The organism is Actinoallomurus soli (assembly GCF_024055715.1).
Classification (GTDB): Bacteria; Actinomycetota; Actinomycetes; order Streptosporangiales; family Streptosporangiaceae; genus Actinoallomurus; species Actinoallomurus soli.
In genome coordinates this window covers 322,881-339,711 of sequence record NZ_JAMXMV010000008.1, presented here as the reverse complement: position 1 = coordinate 339,711, position 16,831 = coordinate 322,881, and the positions used below count along the sequence as shown (strand labels likewise).

At 70.3% G+C, this 16,831-nt stretch carries 13 protein-coding genes and 1 pseudogene; 6 read left to right on the top strand and 8 right to left on the bottom strand.

Going from position 1 to position 16,831, the window contains the following annotated elements; translation table 11 throughout:
* Positions 1-24 precede the first annotated feature (24 nt).
* Together NDW01_RS22250 and NDW01_RS43895 are read left to right on the top strand one after the other, a co-directional pair.
* Entirely contained in the window at positions 25-3,939 is a 3,915-nt protein-coding gene (locus tag NDW01_RS22250; protein ID WP_252823188.1) for a GH92 family glycosyl hydrolase, read from the top strand.
* 136 nt (positions 3,940-4,075) lie between these two features.
* The gene (locus tag NDW01_RS43895) at positions 4,076-5,224 is read left to right on the top strand and encodes a DUF5005 domain-containing protein (RefSeq protein ID WP_252823187.1); all 1,149 of its coding nucleotides are present in this window, start codon (positions 4,076-4,078) and stop codon (positions 5,222-5,224) included.
* A gap of 160 nt (positions 5,225-5,384) precedes the next feature.
* On the opposite strand, the gene NDW01_RS22240 is transcribed toward NDW01_RS43895, so the two are convergent.
* The 3 genes and pseudogenes from NDW01_RS22240 to NDW01_RS22230 form a co-directional block, all read right to left on the bottom strand.
* The gene (locus tag NDW01_RS22240) at positions 5,385-6,401 is read right to left on the bottom strand and encodes a LacI family DNA-binding transcriptional regulator (protein ID WP_252823186.1); all 1,017 of its coding nucleotides are present in this window, start codon (positions 6,399-6,401) and stop codon (positions 5,385-5,387) included.
* Positions 6,402-6,712: 311 nt separating this feature from the next.
* Positions 6,713-6,886, bottom strand: a pseudogene (locus tag NDW01_RS22235) (IS5/IS1182 family transposase); the annotation flags it as partial.
* Positions 6,887-6,932: 46 nt separating this feature from the next.
* A complete protein-coding gene (locus NDW01_RS22230; RefSeq protein WP_252823185.1) occupies positions 6,933-7,772 on the bottom strand; it encodes a helix-turn-helix transcriptional regulator in 840 nt (279 codons plus the stop codon).
* A 164-nt stretch (positions 7,773-7,936) separates the two neighbouring features.
* Here NDW01_RS22230 and NDW01_RS22225 point away from each other — a divergent pair, with 164 nt between their 5' ends.
* Positions 7,937-8,689: an SDR family NAD(P)-dependent oxidoreductase gene (locus tag NDW01_RS22225; RefSeq protein WP_252823184.1), complete on the top strand. Its 753-nt coding sequence runs from the start codon at positions 7,937-7,939 to the stop codon at positions 8,687-8,689.
* Positions 8,690-9,005: 316 nt separating this feature from the next.
* Here NDW01_RS22225 and NDW01_RS22220 read toward each other — a convergent pair whose 3' ends face one another.
* Complete coding sequence (locus tag NDW01_RS22220; protein ID WP_252823183.1) at positions 9,006-10,007, bottom strand: 1-aminocyclopropane-1-carboxylate deaminase; 1,002 nt, start codon at positions 10,005-10,007, stop codon at positions 9,006-9,008.
* A complete protein-coding gene (locus tag NDW01_RS22215) occupies positions 10,004-10,663 on the bottom strand; it encodes a GntR family transcriptional regulator (protein ID WP_252823182.1) in 660 nt (219 codons plus the stop codon). Before NDW01_RS22215 ends, NDW01_RS22220 begins: the two co-directional genes overlap by 4 nt.
* A gap of 183 nt (positions 10,664-10,846) precedes the next feature.
* Between NDW01_RS22215 and NDW01_RS22210 the strand changes: the two genes are divergently transcribed.
* Positions 10,847-11,671, top strand: a complete 825-nt coding sequence (locus tag NDW01_RS22210) for a HipA family kinase (RefSeq protein ID WP_252823181.1) — start codon at positions 10,847-10,849, stop codon at positions 11,669-11,671.
* Positions 11,668-12,042 carry a DUF3037 domain-containing protein gene (locus NDW01_RS22205; protein ID WP_252776448.1) on the top strand — a complete coding sequence of 125 codons (375 nt, stop codon included), beginning with the start codon at positions 11,668-11,670 and terminating at the stop codon, positions 12,040-12,042. Before NDW01_RS22210 ends, NDW01_RS22205 begins: the two co-directional genes overlap by 4 nt.
* A gap of 161 nt (positions 12,043-12,203) precedes the next feature.
* Here the strand turns inward: NDW01_RS22205 and NDW01_RS22200 are convergent, their stop codons facing one another.
* Positions 12,204-12,959, bottom strand: coding sequence for an enoyl-CoA hydratase/isomerase family protein (locus NDW01_RS22200; protein ID WP_252823180.1), 756 nt, complete (start codon positions 12,957-12,959; stop codon positions 12,204-12,206).
* A gap of 152 nt (positions 12,960-13,111) precedes the next feature.
* Between NDW01_RS22200 and NDW01_RS22195 the strand changes: the two genes are divergently transcribed.
* A complete protein-coding gene (locus tag NDW01_RS22195; RefSeq protein ID WP_252823179.1) occupies positions 13,112-13,633 on the top strand; it encodes a P-loop NTPase family protein in 522 nt (173 codons plus the stop codon).
* A 394-nt stretch (positions 13,634-14,027) separates the two neighbouring features.
* Here NDW01_RS22195 and NDW01_RS22190 read toward each other — a convergent pair whose 3' ends face one another.
* Together NDW01_RS22190 and NDW01_RS22185 are read right to left on the bottom strand one after the other, a co-directional pair.
* Positions 14,028-14,870, bottom strand: a complete 843-nt coding sequence (locus NDW01_RS22190; RefSeq protein ID WP_252823178.1) for a GNAT family N-acetyltransferase — start codon at positions 14,868-14,870, stop codon at positions 14,028-14,030.
* 240 nt (positions 14,871-15,110) lie between these two features.
* A complete protein-coding gene (locus tag NDW01_RS22185; RefSeq protein ID WP_252823177.1) occupies positions 15,111-16,700 on the bottom strand; it encodes an alpha/beta hydrolase in 1,590 nt (529 codons plus the stop codon).
* Between the last annotated feature and the right edge of the window lie 131 nt (positions 16,701-16,831).

Below are 16,831 nucleotides of genomic sequence, written 5' to 3'. Positions count from 1 at the left end.
TCTCCCCCGCCAAGGAGCCTGGTCGTGGCCCGACCCCCTCGTCGCCTCTCCCACAGGCGCTGTTCCCGACCTCCCGCGCCCGTACCGCTGGCGGCACTGGCCGGCATCGTCCTGTCCCTGCTCCCGGCGCAGAGCGCGTTGGCCGGGCCCGCGCCGGCTTCCGCCGAACGCGGCACCTTCGCGACCTCGTTCGAGCCGAACGACCCCGCCCCTACCTGGCAGAACACCTCGGACAGCGGCCGCGGCGCCCACCGAACGGCGGGCGTGTACCCCGACACCGGCGCCGGGCTGCCCGGCTCGGCGATGTCCGCGGTGACGGAGGTCACCGCGAGCGACGAGGTCCTGCCCGACCACGGCGCGAAACGTGCCGTCGACGGCGACGTCGGCAGCAGCTGGCAGGCCGCGAGCCGGACGCCCTCGCTGACGGTGGCCTTCGCCGCACCCACCCGGATCGACGGCTACGCCATGACCTCGGCCTCCGACTGGCCCGAACGGGACCCCGAGTCCTGGCGGCTGGAGGGCTCGACCGACGGCCGGACCTGGCAGACGGTGGACACCGAGAGCAGGCAGCGGTTCGGTCAGCGCTCGCAGACGAGACTCTTCACCGTCCGGCACGCGGGAGCGTACTCCCACTACCGGCTGGCGGTCTCCGCCAATCACGGTGACGGTCACACCCAGCTCGCCGAACTGGCACTGGGCGGGGCGCCGCCGGGTGACGCCGGGATGACGACCGCGATCGGGGACGGCCCGGCGTCGAGCCCCACGGCCAAGACGCACGTCGGCTTCACCGGGACGCACGCTCTCCACTACGCGGGCTGGCAGCTCACCGGCCACGGCACGGCGTACGACAAGATCTACCGGGTCTCTTTGCCGGTACGCCGCGACACCCGGTTGTCCTACAAGGTCTTCCCGGAGTTCACGGGCAGGGATCTGGGATACCCGAGTACGTACGTCGCGGTCGACCTGGCCTTCAGCGACGGCACCTACCTCAGCGAACTCGGCGCCACCGACCAGAACGGCAAGGGCCTGAGCCCGCGGGCGCAGGGAGCGGCGAAGGTCCTGCACACCGACCAGTGGAACGCGGTGGCCGCCGACATCGGCCGGGTCGCGGCCGGCAAGACCATCACCCGCGTCCTGGTCGGCTACGACGACCCGTCCGGTCCCGGGCACTTCGCCGGCTGGCTGGACGACATCGACATCGCACCGGCGCCCCCGGCGAACGACTGCGCCCACCACCCGTCGACGTGCGTCATCACCACGCGGGGCACCAACTCCACCGGCGACTACTCGCGGGGCAACGACATCCCGGCCGCCGCGCTCCCGCACGGCTTCAACTTCTGGACTCCGGTCACCGACGCGGGCAGCACCGGGATCATCTACGCGTACCAGAAGGGCAACAACGCCGCGAACGAGCCCGAGCTGCAGGCGTTCTCCGTCAGCCACGAGCCCAGCATCTGGGTCGCCGATCATCAGACGTTCCAGGTGATGCCGTCCACGTCCGCCGTCCCGGCGACGGCCGACCGCGCCGCCCGCGCGCTGGCGTTCAGCCACGACCATGAGACGGCTCGCGCCGACTACTACGGCGTGACCTTCGACAACGGCCTGCGCGGGGAGATCACGCCGACCGATCACGCCGCCGTGATGCGGTTCGGTTTCCCCTCCGGCCAGAACAGCCTGATCTTCGACAACGTCAACGACAACGGCGGTCTGACGATCGACCGCGCGCATGGCGTGGTCAGCGGCTACTCCGACGTCTCGGGGTTCTGGGGCGCGCCCCGCATGTTCGTCTACGCCACCTTCGACCGGCCGATGACCGGTAACGGCACGCTGACCGGCGGCGGCGGGGCGAACGTCTCCGGATACGCGGGCTTCGACCTGGGCGCCGACCACCGGCTGACCATGCGGATCGCCACGTCCTTCATCAGCGTCGACCAGGCGAAGCACAACCTCGAACTCGAGGTCGGCGACGCCGGCTTCGACCAGGTGCACGCCGCGGCGCAGCGGACCTGGGATGAGGCACTGGGCGTGATCGAGCCGAAGGGCGCGAGCCAGGACCAGCTCACCAGCCTCTACTCCAGTCTCTACCGCCTGAACCTGTACCCGAACGAGCTGTTCGAGAACACCGGCACCCAGGCCGCCCCCGACTACCGCTACGCCAGCCCGTACCGCTCGGGCACCGGCCACGCGACCCCCACCACCACCGGATCGGCGGTGGTGAAGGGCAAGCCGTACGCCAACGAGGGTTTCTGGGACACCTACCGGACCGCCTGGTCGCTGGACGCGCTGCTCTACCCGAAGCTGACCGGCGAGATGATCGACGGATTCGTGCAGCAGTACCGGGACGGCGGCTGGATCGGGCAGTGGACGGCGCCCGGCTACCTCGGCTTCAGCGGCACCAGCTCGGACGTGGCCATCGCCGACGCCTACCTGCGCGGGGTGACGAACTTCGACGTCCGCAGCGCGTACGAGGCCGCGGTCAAGGACGCCACCATCCCGTCGTCCGGGCTGACCGGCCGGCCCGACATGGCGCATTCAACCTTCCTCGGCTACACCCCGCAGACGACCGGGTCCAGCGCGTCGGTCTCGCTGGAGGACTACATCGCCGACTACGGCATCTCCCAGATGTCGCTGAAGCTGTACCAGACCAGTGCGGCCGACGACCCGCACCGGCGTGAGTACCAGGACAACTACCGGTACTTCCGCGACCGGGCCCAGCACTACGTCGACCTGTTCGACAAGTCCACCGGCTTCTTCCAGCCGCGCAACGCCGACGGCAGCTGGGAGCACGCGCCGGGCACCTACAACCCGCTGGACTGGAACTCCACCGACTACACCGAGGGCGACGGATGGACGTACGCCTTCCTCGTTCCCGAGGACGGCAACGGTCTGGCCAACCTCTACGGCGGCCGGGCCGGCCTCGCCGCCAAGCTCGACCAGTTCTTCGCCACCCCGGAGACCGCGCAGTACGGCGGCGGCTGGGGCGGTGCCTACCACGAGATGTTCGAGTCCCGGGACGACCAGATCGGGCAGTGGGCCTTCAACGACCAGCCGTCGATGCACGTGCCCTACATGTACGACTACGTGGGACAGCCGGCCAAGGCCGCCGCGCACGTACGAGACGCGCTCGGCCGGCTGTTCACCGGCAGCACGATCGGCCAGGGCTACCCCGGTGACGAGGACAACGGTTCGATGTCGGCGTTCTACATCGACAACGCGCTCGGCATCTACCCGCTGCAGCAGGGCTCGCCCACCTTCGCCATCGGATCGCCCCTGTACGAGCGGGTCACCATCCGCCCGGCCGGCGGCCGTGCGCTGACCATCACCGCGCACCACGACTCCGACCGGAACATCTACGTCCAGTCGATGCGGATCAACGGCAAGAGCTGGGACAAGACCTATCTCCAGCACGCCGACCTGACCCGCGGTGGGCACATCGATCTGCAGATGGGCCCGCGCCCCTCGAGCTGGGGTACCGCGCCCTCGGCCGCACCGCCGTCGCTGACCACGGGGTCCAAGGTCGCCGACCCGCCGGCCGACCAGACCGGTTCGGGGAAGGGAACGGCCACGACGAACGACGGCACCGACCCGGCCGCACTGTTCGACAACGACTCGAACACCGCGACCACCTTCGCCGCCGGATCGGCATCCGTCACCTACCGGTTCGACCAGCCGCACTCCATCGCCCAGTACACGCTCACCAGCACCGCCCAGACCGGCGGCGATCCGGCGGGCTGGAAGGTCAGCGTCTCCACCGACGGGACGCACTGGACAGAGGTGGACCGCCGAAGCGGAGAGCAGTTCACCTGGCGCCAGCAGACGCGGGCCTTCACGCCGAGTGACGCGACCGGCAGCTACCAGTACGTACGGTTCGAGTTCGACCCGCCCACGGACGGCCAGGCGCTGAGACTGTCCGAGGTGGAGCTGCTCGCTCAGCACTGACCGCCCGGACCGTACACGGGTCCACCGATGACAACGATGTCAGCGAGGAGAGGAATCAGGAGGCGATTCCATGACGCGTAGTAGGTGGCCCGCTCATTGCCTCCGAGCCGCCGGACGCAGTCGCCGGCGTGCTCGCGTGGGGCCGGCGACGGCCGTTCTGGCCGCGGCGGTGCTCGGTACCGGCACCCTCGCGCCGAGTGCCCTCGCGAGCACCCCGACGCAGTCCGGGCACGGCGCCGGCACCCGGCAGGCACCGGTGGTGACGAGCGTCGTCCCTGATGAGCGCCTGAACGCCGCCTGGCGCGCGTTCGGCGACAGCGGTGGTGGCTGGACGAACCATCGCGGCTGGGCCGCATCGGACGGCACGTACTCGGCGACGCTGCCGGGCGGGCGCGTCGCATGGCTCCTCAACGACACCTTCCTCGGCCCGGTCAACGCCGACGAGAGCCTGCCGAAAGACGCGGGCTTCGTGCACAACACCATCGTCACGGCCGGACGCGACGGGCCTCCCGAGACCACGTTGACCGGAGGGACGCACGACGTACCGCGGTCGCTCGTCGGCGAGACGCCGACGACGCCGCCGTGGGATCCCTCGGGAACGAACGACGTCTGGTACTGGAACGGCGACGGCATCATGGACGGCGGCAAGCTGCGTCTGTTCGAGTACGCCCAGGTCCCCACGGACGACCCGCCGCCGTGGAACTTCGCGTGGGTCAGGACCGACATCGCCTCCTTCTCCCGCGACCTGGGCAGCGCGAAGGTGACCCACAGCTACGACGAGGGCAACGTGTCGTGGGGCGTCGAGCTGACGCGCGTCGGCGGCTACATCTACATCTACGGCGCCGAGTCGGGCCACATGCACGTCGCGCGGGCCCGCGTCGGCCACCTCGTCGACCGCTCGTGGGAGTTCTACACCGGTTCCGGCTGGTCGCACGACCCGACCACGTCGGCGCGCGTGACCGACAACGTCGGGGCCTCGTACAGCGTCACCGAGGTGAACGGCTTCTACGTCCTCACCACCTCCGACGCCTACCTCGGTCACGACATCTACGTGGCGACCGCGCCGACACCCGTCGGTCCGTTCACGAACCGCACCGACGTGTACACCGCCCCCGAGGGCGGCGGCGACATCTACGCGCCGTACAACATCGCCGCGCACCCGGAGCTGAGCCGCCCCGGTGAGCTGGTGATCTCCTACAACGTCAACAGCCAGAAGATCGACGACCTGTACGCGAACGTCAACAACAACCGCGCCCGCTTCCTCGACCTGCGCTTCGCGCGGTAGGGCGCCGGATCACGGAGGGGGCATCGCTCATCGAGGCGGTACTCCCTCCCGCGCCGGTGCGGTCATGCCGAACGCCACCGCCCTCGCCCTGACCGGCCGCCCGCGCGGCTCCCTCGCCGGGGCGCGGGTGACCGCCGGCGGCACGTCCCGCGCGCCGGCGTCAGGACTTCAGAAGCTGGACGCCCCGCTGAACCAGGTGCGTGGGAATCACGGTCTCCGACGGCCAGGAGGTGTCCCCGCCGATCCGCTCGAACAGCCGGAGGGCGGCTGCGCGGCCGAGTTCCTGCACGTCGTACGCGATCACGGTCAGCGGGCGCGGCATCAGTGTGGCCAGTTCGAAGTCGTCGAAGCCCAGCAGCGCGGCGTCGCTGTCACGGCGGTACAACTCCTGGATCGCACCGATGGTGCTCCGGTTGTTGCCGGTGAAGAACGCGGTGGGCGGGTCGACGCCGTCGAGCATGGTGGCGATGGCGTGGGCGGCCTCATCGGGATTCGTGACGCCGACCTCGACCAGGGCGTCGTCATAGGGGATGCCCGCGTCGGCCAGCGCCGAGCGTACGCCGGCCAGCCGTTCGCGCGCGGTGTAGATGATCGGGGAGTCGATGACGACCCCGATCCGGCGGTGCCCGTCCTCGAGCAGGCTCATGATGCCGGCCCGGGCCCCCGCCGCGTTGTCGATGACGACACTGTCGGCCAGGATGCCCGACGGCGGACGGTCCAGGAAGACCATCCGCATGCCCATCTCGACCTCGGACCGGGTGTAGGAGTGGTCCGAGCCGGCGGGCACGATGATCATGCCGTCCACCCGGCGCTGGCACAGTTGGAGGAACTGACGTTGCTCGAGGTCAGGGTCCTCTTCCGAGCTGACGGTGATCAGCTGGGTGTCGTGGGTGCGCGCGACGTTGGCCACCGCCGCCGCGATCGTGGAGTAGAACGGGTTGGCCAGGTCTTCGATGATCAGCCCGATGGTCGCGGTCTGCCTGCCGGAGCGCAGTGAGCTGGCCATGGTGTTGCGGCGGAACCCGAGCTTGCTGATCACCTCGAGCACTTGATCGGCCAGTTCGGCGCGCACGCCCGGCTCGTTGTTGATGACACGGGACACCGTCTTCGGGCTGACTCCGGCGGCGGCCGCCACGTCTGAGATCGTCGGCCTGCGCCGCCTGTCCTGCTTGTCCACCAGAGCCCTTCTGCCAGAGATCGCTCAGCCCTGTTCGTCGCACCCTGATTTCGGCGGGTTGACGGCCGCTTGGCGGCATAGCCCGCCAGGTTGAGACATCGTTATCATCCCTGCCCTGGGCACCGTCCGTCCACCCGAAGTGTCAACGGCCGAGCCGTCGGGGGAGTTCCGGCCCTTAGATCACCAGGTCAGCACCGCCTCTCTCGCCCACCACCGTGGCCATCCGGGGAAGGCCGCCGATCACAAGAAGATCACGGCGATCAACCCGTCGTTGACAACGTTGTCTTATGAGCCGCGCGGATTGGCGATGCTCAGGGGCGTCGTGCTGGCCGGTTGTTCCAGCGGTGAGTGGTCCAGGCGCGGCGGATCAGGCTACGCAGGGTGATGATGGCGTCGGCGAGGTCGAAGAATGCGTCGATGACGTTCTCGCATCGTTCGTAGCAGTGCTGGAGGCGGTTGAAGGCGTTTTGCCACCGAGTTTGTCGGATCAGCTGGTGGGGCTTGGCCCGCACCCGGGCCTCGGTCCATTCGTCACAGGTGCGTCGCCCGGCGCAGCAGGCGGTCGATGTTCTCGCGGCTGCGCCTGTCGGTGGGGGTGTGGACGACGAGGCGGACACCGGGGTGGTCGGTCAGTTCCATGCCGGTGGCACGCAGGCTCACTTCGCCGATCCCCGTAACGTCGTAGCGCTTGTCACACAGGCGCGGTGGAGCGACGTCGTGCGTGGCCCAGAGCCGGGAGAACAGCGGGCTGGCGGTGCACAGACGGGTGACGAAGTCCTGCCATTGCGGGTCGCCCATGTTCTGGCTGTAGCGATAGCGGAACCCTGCCACGGCCTCGGGCGCCTGCTCGTCGCGGTTGACGATGCGGTGCTGCCCCTCCGGTGCCGCGAAGAGGTGCCAGAGGGTGTTGCGCTTGCCGGGCGGAGCACTGACCAGAGCGGGGTGCAGGGCGGCGTATGCGCGGTTCCAGCGCAGCACGTCGGTGCGGGCGTCGACCAACATGGCGGGCAACGGGTCCAGGGCTTCCAGGACGGTGTCGAGGTGGCCGGGGAGCTCGGTCGGCGGATCGCTGGTGACCGGAGGCTGGGGGACCTCGGCCAGACGGTAGAGGTGGTCCCGCTCGGCGGCATCCAGAAGCAGCGTGCGGGCCACCGCGTCGAGCACCTGGGAGCTGACGTTGATCGGCCGCCCCTGTTCCAGCCACGTGTACCAGGTGATGCCGACACCGGCCAGCTGGGCGACCTCCTCGCGGCGCAGTCCGGGGGTGCGCCGCCGGACTCCCGGGCGTATGCCGACGTCCTCGGGTGAGACCCGCGCGCGTCGTGAGCGCAGGAACTCCCGCAGTTCGGTCCGGTTCGTGGTTGTCGGCACATGTCCACTGTGCCAGAGCCGGGAGGCGTCGGCTTGGTGCTGCCAGTACCAGTATCAGCAGGCTTCTGGAACCGGTGTCCGCACAAGGCGCAGGCTCGTACCGCCTGTGTTCCCCAGGACGTTCCCTTCGGAACGGCTACCCAGATGAACGGACGACGAGTTCCATGAGCAACGAATTTCGCAACAAGGTCGCGGTCGTGACGGGCGGGAGTGCCGGTATCGGCCACGTCACCGCGAGGAAGATCGCCGAAGGGGGCGGCACCGTCTACATCACGGGCCGGGACCAGGACGCCCTGACGGCGGCGGCCGCGGACATACCGGGTGATGTCATCGGGGTGCGGGCCGACTCGCGCTCGGCCGACGACCTCGACCGGCTCTTCGCGCAGGTGGAGCAGCGCAGCGGCCGGCTGGACGTGCTGGTCGTCAACGCGGCGGCGATCGCGACCGCACCGCTGGGAACCATCACCGAGGACGTCATCAGGTCGGTCTTCGACGTCAACATCACCGGCACGATCATGACCGTCCAGAAGGCGCTGCCGCTGCTGGCGGACGGTGGCGTCATCGTCCTCACCGGCTCGATGGCCGCGCACAAGGCGTCGCGCGGGCGGAGTCTCTACGCGGCCTCCAAGGCCGGGGTCCGCGCCCTCGCCCGTACCTGGGCCCTTGAGCTGACCCCACGCGGGATCCGAGTGAACGTGGTGAGCCCGGGCCCGACGGACACGCCCGGTATCGCACGACTGGCCGCCACCGCCGAGGAACGCGAGGCGCTCATCGCCACGATGGGCACCGGGACCCCGATGACCCGGGCCGGTACCGCGGAAGAGGTCGCCGCCGTCATCGCCTTCGTCGCCTCAGATGCAGCCTCCCACGTCAACGGCGCCGACTACCAGGTCGACGGCGGATACGGCCAGGTCTGACACCCTCACGGGGCCGTCACGGACTACCTGGACACGGCCGAGTGTCCTCGATTGTGCGACATCCCGTGAGTTCCTCTGAGCCCCGCTGAGCCGCTGACCCCGTAGCCAGGGGGTTCTTCCTCCTTCGGGTGCTCCGCAGGTCTGTGACGTAACTTCGGGATTCTTGAAGCGTTCTCACTTCAGGGTCGCGCGGATTGGCGATGTTCAGGGGCGTCGTGCTGGCCGGTTGTTCCAGCGGTGAGTGGTCCAGACGACGCCGGCCAGGTCCACACCCGCGACCCCATTGTCACGAACGTCCTGGATGTCAGCCCATCAGCTAGCGGAAGAGCGCACTGTATCCGTTCAGCGCGGGTTGCCCTCCGAGATGAGCGTAAAGGACGTTGGATCCTGCCTCGATCTCCCCGTTCGTCACCAGATCGACCATTCCGGCCATGGACTTGCCCTCGTAGACCGGGTCGGTGATCATCCCCTCCAGCCGCGCGGCCAGCCGCATGGCCTCCAGGGTCCGCTCGTCCGGGATGCCGTACGTCCCGGCGTGGTACCGCTCGTCGAGGACGATCTCGTCGTCGGCGACCTCCGTCCCGATCAGCTCGGCGGTGTTCCGGGCGATCCGGGCGATCTGCTCCCAGGTCTCCTTCGGTTTGGCGGAGCCGTCGATGCCGATGATCCGGCGACCCTTGCCCGCGAAGCCCGCGACCATCCCGGCCTGCGTGCTCCCGGTCACCGAGCAGACGACGATCGTGTCGAAGCGGACGCCGAGCTCCCGCTCCTGCTCTTCCACCTCGCGCGCCCAGTTCGCGAAGCCGAGGCCGCCGAGACGGTGGTCCGACGCGCCCGCCGGAATGGCGTACGGCCGGCCGCCACGGGCGCGGACGTCCTCCAGGGCCTGTTCCCAGCTCTGCTTGAACTCGATGCCGAACCCGGCCTCCACCAGGCGTACGTCTGCGCCGAGCAGGCGGGACAGCAGGATGTTGCCGACCCGGTCGTAGACGGCGTCGGGCCAGTCGACCCAGCTCTCCTGGACCAGGACGCACTTCAGGCCGAGCCGGGCGGCCACGGCGGCGACCTGCCGGGTGTGGTTGGACTGCACGCCGCCGATGGACACGAGGGTGTCGCAGCCCTGGGCGAGCGCGTCGGCGGCGAGGTACTCCAGCTTGCGCGTCTTGTTGCCGCCGAACGCCAGGCCGGAGTTGCAGTCCTCGCGCTTGGCCCAGAGCCTCGCCCCGCCCCCGAGGTACCCGGTCAGCCGGGGCAGCGGATGCACGGGCGAGGGGCCGAACAGCAGGCGCTCGCGGGGGAAGTCGTCCAGTGTCGTCACGAGGTCTCCTCATCCAGAAGGTCGCCGAGCGTGGCCCAGATCTCGGCGGTGGCGGCCGCGGCCGCCTCGGTGTCGCCCGCGGCGCAGGCGTTGATCAGGCGGTCGTGCAGGGCGATGGAACGCCGGCCCGGGAGCGAGCCGAACCGCAGCCGCTCCAGCCGCCGGATCAGCGGCACGTACCGCTCGATCGTCGCGGCCACCGCGCGGTTGCCCGCCGCGGCGACCGGGACGTCGTGCAGCTCGTCGTCGGCGGCCAGCGCGGCGGGCACGTCCCCCTCGTCGAGGGCGGCGGCGAACCGCGCGTTCGCGGCGCGCATCGTCTCGAGGTGCCGCTCGGTCAGAACCGGCACCGCCGCGCGTACGGCGAGCTCGTGCATGGCCCGGACGACGACGTACGCGTCCCGTACGTCGCGGAGCACGAGCGGCGTGACCCGCGTGTAGGCGTGCGGCTTGGTCTCGACGAGCCCCTCGTCGGCGAGACGGGCGAGCGCCTCGCGCACCGGCGTGCGCGACAGCCCGACCCGCTCGGCCAGCTCGCCGTCGCGAATGATCTCACCGGGCGCGAGGTCGCCCTCGACGATCGCGTCGCGGAGCATGCGGTACGCCTGGTCGCGCAGGAGGGACCGGTCGAGAGGACGGAGCCGTTCAGGTGGCATGCAATATATTAGATATGGCATTGTTCAACGCGTCAACACGGTGTGTGACATCTGCATCATCTCTCCGGCGCGCGCGTTCATACGATTGCCTCGATCACCGGAGCGTGTGCGCGTCAGCGGCGGGGGCCGGCATGCGCGCACGTCGTGCTCGCATGCCGCCACACGCCCGGTACGGTTGCCCTCGTGCTGCCGAACGTCACCGCCACGCGCTACGTGACACCCCTCCGGGAGGGCGGGTCCCTGCCCGCCATCGTCGAAGCCGACGACCTGGGCACGTACGTCGTGAAGTTCCACGGCGCCGGGCAGGGCCGCAAGGCCCTCATCGCGGAGATCATCGCCGGTGAGCTGGGCCGACGGCTCGGGCTCCGGGTGCCTGACCTCGTCACCGTGGACATCGACCCCGCCATCGCCCGTCACGAGCCCGACCCGGACATCCAGGACCTGCTCAAGGCCAGCCCCGGCCGCAACCTCGGCGTCGACTACCTGCCCGGCTCCCTCGGCTTCGACCCGCTGGCCTGGGCCCCCGAGGCCGACTTCGCCGCGTCCGTGCTGTGGTTCGACGCGCTGATCGGCAACGTCGACCGCAGCTGGCGCAACCCCAATCTCCTGGTCTGGCACGGCGACGTCTGGCTGATCGACCACGGCGCCAGCCTGTACTTCCACCACGCCTGGGCATCGGCGGAGAAGCTGATCTCCCGGCCGTACGACGCGAGCGACCACGTCCTGACGACCTTCGTCGACGACGCCGGTCTGGCCCGCGCCGGCCGCGACCTCGGCCCGAAGGTCACCGAGGACCTGCTCCGCGAGGTCGTGGCCCTCGTGCCCGAGGAGTGGCTGGCCGACGAGCCCGGCTTCGGCTCCCCTGCCGAGGTCGCGGCCGCCTACGTCGCCCACCTGCGGACCCGCGCGGCCACCCCGGAGATCTGGCTGCCCGAGGTGGGCGAGGCCCGCCCGGCGACGCCCCGGACCGAGCACCGCCCGTCGGCCCGACCGAAATGGCTCTCATGAACATCTTCGAGTACGCCATCCTGCGCGTGATCCCCCGCGTCGAACGCGGCGAGACCGTGAACGTCGGAGTGATCCTCTACTGCCAGGCCAAGGACTTCCTCGGCTGCCGCACCCACGTCGACGACGTACGGCTCCGCGCCCTGGCCCCGGACCTCGACGTCGACGGGGTGCGCGCCGCGCTGGGAGCGGTCGACGGCGTCTGCTGCGGCGGACCGCAGGCGGGCCAGGCCGCCGGCGAGTCCCTCGGCTCGCGGTTCCGCTGGCTCACCGCGCCGCGCAGCACCGTCGTGCAGCCCGGCCCCGTCCACTCGGGCCTCACCGCCGACCCGGCCGCCGAGCTCGACCGCCTGCTCGACGTCCTCGTCCGCTGAGCCGCCTCACGCGGAGACCGCCCGGCGCACCCGGCCGTTGAGGCGCCTCACGCGCAGACCGCCCGACACGTCCGGCCGTTGAGGCGCCTCACGCGCAGACCGCCCGACGCGCCCGGCCGCCGAGAGGGCCTCACCGAGGTCCTCGGCCGCCGCCAGCCGCGTCAGGGAGAGGTCGCGCGCGGGTCCCGGAGGAACGTCGCGATCCCCCGCTGGAAGTCCTCGAACGCGACGGGAGGCCCGCCCGCCTGCGCCTTCGCCGCCGCCCACGCGGGCGTGAGCACGGCCCCGACCGCGTGCTTGGCGGCCCGTACGGCCGCGTCCGGATGGCGCGTGATGCCCAGCACCAGCCTGCGGGTCGCCGTGGCCAGCTCCGCGTCCGGCACGCAACGGGTGGCGAGCCCCAGCCTCATGGCCTCGGCGGCGGAGACCAGACGGCCCGTGTAGAGGAGTTCCCGCGCGACGCCGGGCCCGGCGAGCACGACCAGCCGGGCGGCGAACGCGGGGCTGACGAGGATGCCGAGCCGCGCGATCGGCATCCCGATCCGCGCGCTCTCCGCCATCACCTGCAGGTCACAGGCCAGCGCGAGCTGGCACCCGGCGCCGGCGGCGACGCCCTCCACCTGGGCGATGACCGGGACGGGAAGATCCTCGATGGCGGTCAACGCCGCCTCCATGGCCGCGAAGCTGTCCGCCACGTCCGTGACGTCCGCCTCGACCCACTCCCGCACGTCCGACCCGGAGCTGAACATTCCACCCTGGCCGCGGACGACGACGACCCGCAGCTCGGCATCGAGGGCGAGGCGCCGGAAGGTCTGCTCGAGCTCCCGCCAGTCGGCGCTGGCCAGCGCGTTGCCGCGCCGCCCGTCACCTACCGTTATTTCGGCGACCTCGACGTCCCGCTGCGTCCTGATCTTCATGGGAAGCCCCCTCCTCGCCACGTCGTCACCCATCGGCCGCAATCCGGAGACTCAGCGGCTATGGTTCCCCGGCGCGGGTGCCCTCACCGCGCGGCCGCATGGTCGGTAGCGTTCTCCGAGGGGTCGGAACAGGGGAGGCGGGGATCGATCCGATGGACAGGGTGCTGATCGCGGGCATCTCGGGAGCCGGCAAGACGACACTCGCCCGGAGGCTCTCCGAGCGATACGGACTCCCCCACTACGAGCTGGACGCCCTGCACCACGGACCCGGCTGGGTACCGCGGCCGGAGTTCGAGTCCGACGTGAAGGAGTTCAGCGATCAGGATCGCTGGGTGACCGAGGACCAGTACCACCGCGTCCTCGGCGACCTGCTCTGGGACCGCGCCGACACGGTGATCTGGCTCGACCTGCCGCGCCGCACGGTGATGTGGCGGGTGATCCGGCGTTCGGTCCTCCGCGCCGTCGACCGGCGCCCCTTGTGGAACGGCAACAAGGAGAGCGTCCGCGACTGGCTCCGGGCGGACCACCCGATCCGCTGGGCCTGGTCCCAGTTCGACGGGAGAAGAGCCCAGACCGCCGATCGCGCAACCCGCCACCCGGACGTGACCGTCATTCGCCTGCATACGGCCCGCCAGGCCAGACGATGGCTCATCGAAGCAGACGCCCACCGCTGAAATTCTGATCTTCGCGACGGGCACCGCTCGTCGGCCAAGATCTTCGAGGACTCGATGTCGACCGGATCGCCGGTCCACTCATAGGACGAAGACGATGGTGAGCGCGGGTCACGCTCACAAGACACAAGCCCAGCCCTCTCCGGACAGCCCCGCTATCGGCCGGGGCCGCGCCCCCTCGACTGAGCACGGACAGGCCGCTGATCGATCGTTGAAGGCCGCCGTGTGAGACGGCGATCAACCGAACACCTCATCGATGGACGTCGCCGTCGCGGCTCGCTCCATCCAGATTTCGAGCCAGCCCAGATCTGAGCACGCGTCGACGCGGGCACGGATTGCTGCAGCAGAAAATGGGGAAATCGTCGGCCGCTTGCCGGCCGCTGGTCGTGGCGGCGAATTAGAACATGACGGACATGAAGGTGTCGACGTCCTGGAAGCCGACGCGGCGGTAGGTGGCGCGGGCCGGGGTGTTGAAGTCGTTGACGTACAGCGTGACCGCGGGGGCGATGCTGCGCAGGGCCTCGGTGACGACGGCGGCCATGCCGTGCACGGCGTACCGCCGGCCGCGCAGTTCGGGGTTGACCCAGACGCCCTGGACCTGGCAGGCGTACGGGGTGACGGCGCCGATCTCGGCCTTGAACACCACGCGGCCGTCCTCGATGCGGGCGAAGGCCCGCCGGGAGCGGATCAGCTCGGCCACGCGGGCGCGGTACAGCACTCCCCCGTCGCCCGCCTGCGGCGAGACGCCGACCTCCTCGGTGAACATCGCCACGCACGCCGGGTAGAGGACGTCGAAGTCGTTCATGGTGACGCGGCGGACGGCCGGGTCCGGTTCGACGGGCGGCGGCGACACCGTCGACATGACCGGCTGGGCGGCCCGGATCGCGCGGGGCGGTCCCCAGAAGGGGCGCAGGGTGTTCCACATCTCGGTCACCGCGGGCACCGGGCCGACGATCGACGAGCAGCGTCGTCCCTGCGAGCGTGCCCGGTCCGCGAAGGACCGCGCGGCCTCGCGGTCGGCCGCGACCGGGACGAGGTTCGCGCCGGAGTAGCACAGGGAGGTCAGGTGGCCGCCGCGGTGGTACCCCCACAGCTCGGCGCCGAGGCGGCCCGAATCGACGCCGGCGGCGTGCACGCGCGAGCCGACGAAGACGTTCGACACCGGATCGGCGTCGAGGATCTCCAGGACCGCTTCACGGTGGCGGTCGTCCAGGAGCCGCACCGGAGACGTGCGCAGCATCGGACTCACGTTCTCTCCCGGGCGGGTGATCCGGAGCGTGGGGAGGCGGACCGGCGTGTCGACACGTTCGCTCCGCTCACGTTGTAAGGGTACGGGAGGAACACGGCAAGATCGGTAATCAGGTGCGGCATGCCGCGCCCGGCTTCGCCCCGGCGGCCGGTGAGACGGGAAGGACCCCCGGCCGGAGCCGGGGGTCCTCACGTGCGGGTCCCGGTCAGTGGGACCGCGGGTCATCGCGCGTCACGGACGGCCGATGAGCGGCCGGGCGGGCACCTTGGGCGCGATCGACCGGGTCGCCATGGCGGCGGCACCGGCCGGGACGGGGTCCGGGAGCGCCTTGCAGGTCGCGTCCGGTCCGCTGCCCGGCTTGTTCTTCGGCAGCGTGCCGTCGCTCAGGTACGCCGCGACCTTGTCGTCGAGGCAGGCGTTGCCGTTGAGCGTGTTGGCGTGGGTCTTGCCGCCGATCTCGGCGACGAGACGGGACGGCAGGAGCTTGTGCATCTCCACGCCGCCGGGGTACGGCGTCGCGGCGTCCAGCGTGGACTGGACGAGGAGCGCCGTGGACATGCCCTTGGCCTTGATCTTCAGCGCCGGGCCGCCCTGGAACGGCCAGTAGGCGATCGGCGCGTTGAACCAGACGTTCGGCCAGGTGTTGTAGTGGATGCCCTCTTTGTCGTAGAGCTTGACGGCGTCCTTGTGCCACGTGCTCCAGGACCGGGGCCACTTGGCGTCCGCCGCCTGGACGGCGTTGTACACCGCGAAGCCGTTGTCGTCGGGGGTCTGGATGTAGTCCGTGTAGAGGCTGACGAGCGGGTCCGCGTCGCCCTTGTCGGCCCACGCCGAGAGAACGTCGGCGACCGGCTCGTACCAGCCGACGCTGTATCCGGCGTTGAGGACCGTGTCGTCCAGCTCGTCACCGCCGAGCTTGCCGCCGATCGGCTTGCTGAACGCGGCGGACCGGATGCTGTAGTACTTCTTCTCCACGTCGGCCTCTTTCTTGCCGAGGTGGTAGTGGGAGTCGTACTTGGCGACCCAGCCGAAGAAGAGCTTGATGTTGCGCTCGAACGCCTTGTCCTGCGACAGCTGCGCGTCGTACCAGACCTCGCGGACGTCGACGTTGCCGTCGAGGACCATCCGCTTCACCCGCTTGGGGAACAGCGTGCCGTACGTCGCGCCGAGGTAGGTGCCGTACGAGAAGCCGTAGTAGCTGATCTTGCTCTGCCCCAGCGCGGCGCGGATCGAGTCGATGTCCCGGGCCGCGTCGGTGGTGCGCAGGTGCGGCAGCAGCCAGCCGAACTTCTTGGCGCAGGCCTGGGCGTACGCCTTCGACCTGGCCTTCCATTTCTCCTCGTCCTTCGCCGAGTGCGGCACGTAGTCCGGCCGGATCGGGTCGGAGTAGTGCGGGTCACAGGTCAGCGCCGGCTGGCTCAGCCCGACGCCGCGCGGGTCGAACCCGATGATGTCGTACTCGGCCGGGACCTCCGGGTGGCCGACGCCGGTGAACCAGCTCGCGAGTCCGCCGGCGAGGTACAGGCCGCTGCCGCCGGGGCCGCCGGGGTTGGCGAGCAGTACGCCCTTGTAGTGCTTGGTGTCGGTGTGCTCGAGCCGCGACACCGCGATCGAGATCTTCTTGCCGTTCGGGTGCCGGTAGTCCAGCGGTACCGACAGCTGGCCGCATTCGGCCTTGTCGAGGTACGCCTGGTCGGCCGGGCACTTGACCCAGGCGATCGTGCCGGCCGCCTGGGCCGTCTCCGCCTGCGCCGAAACGGTGATCGCCGCGCCGGACAGTCCGACGCCCGCGGCGGCGGCGATGGCAACGAGTCTCTTCACATGACCCCCTTGCGTGCGGGCGCGTGAGAAGCCCGCACTGGTAGGAATGCGAAGAATTGTGTCCGGTGCGAGAAAAGGGACGGAAGAGGCTGCTGTAACCGTTGTTCGATCGTGACGGCGCGCCGGTTCCG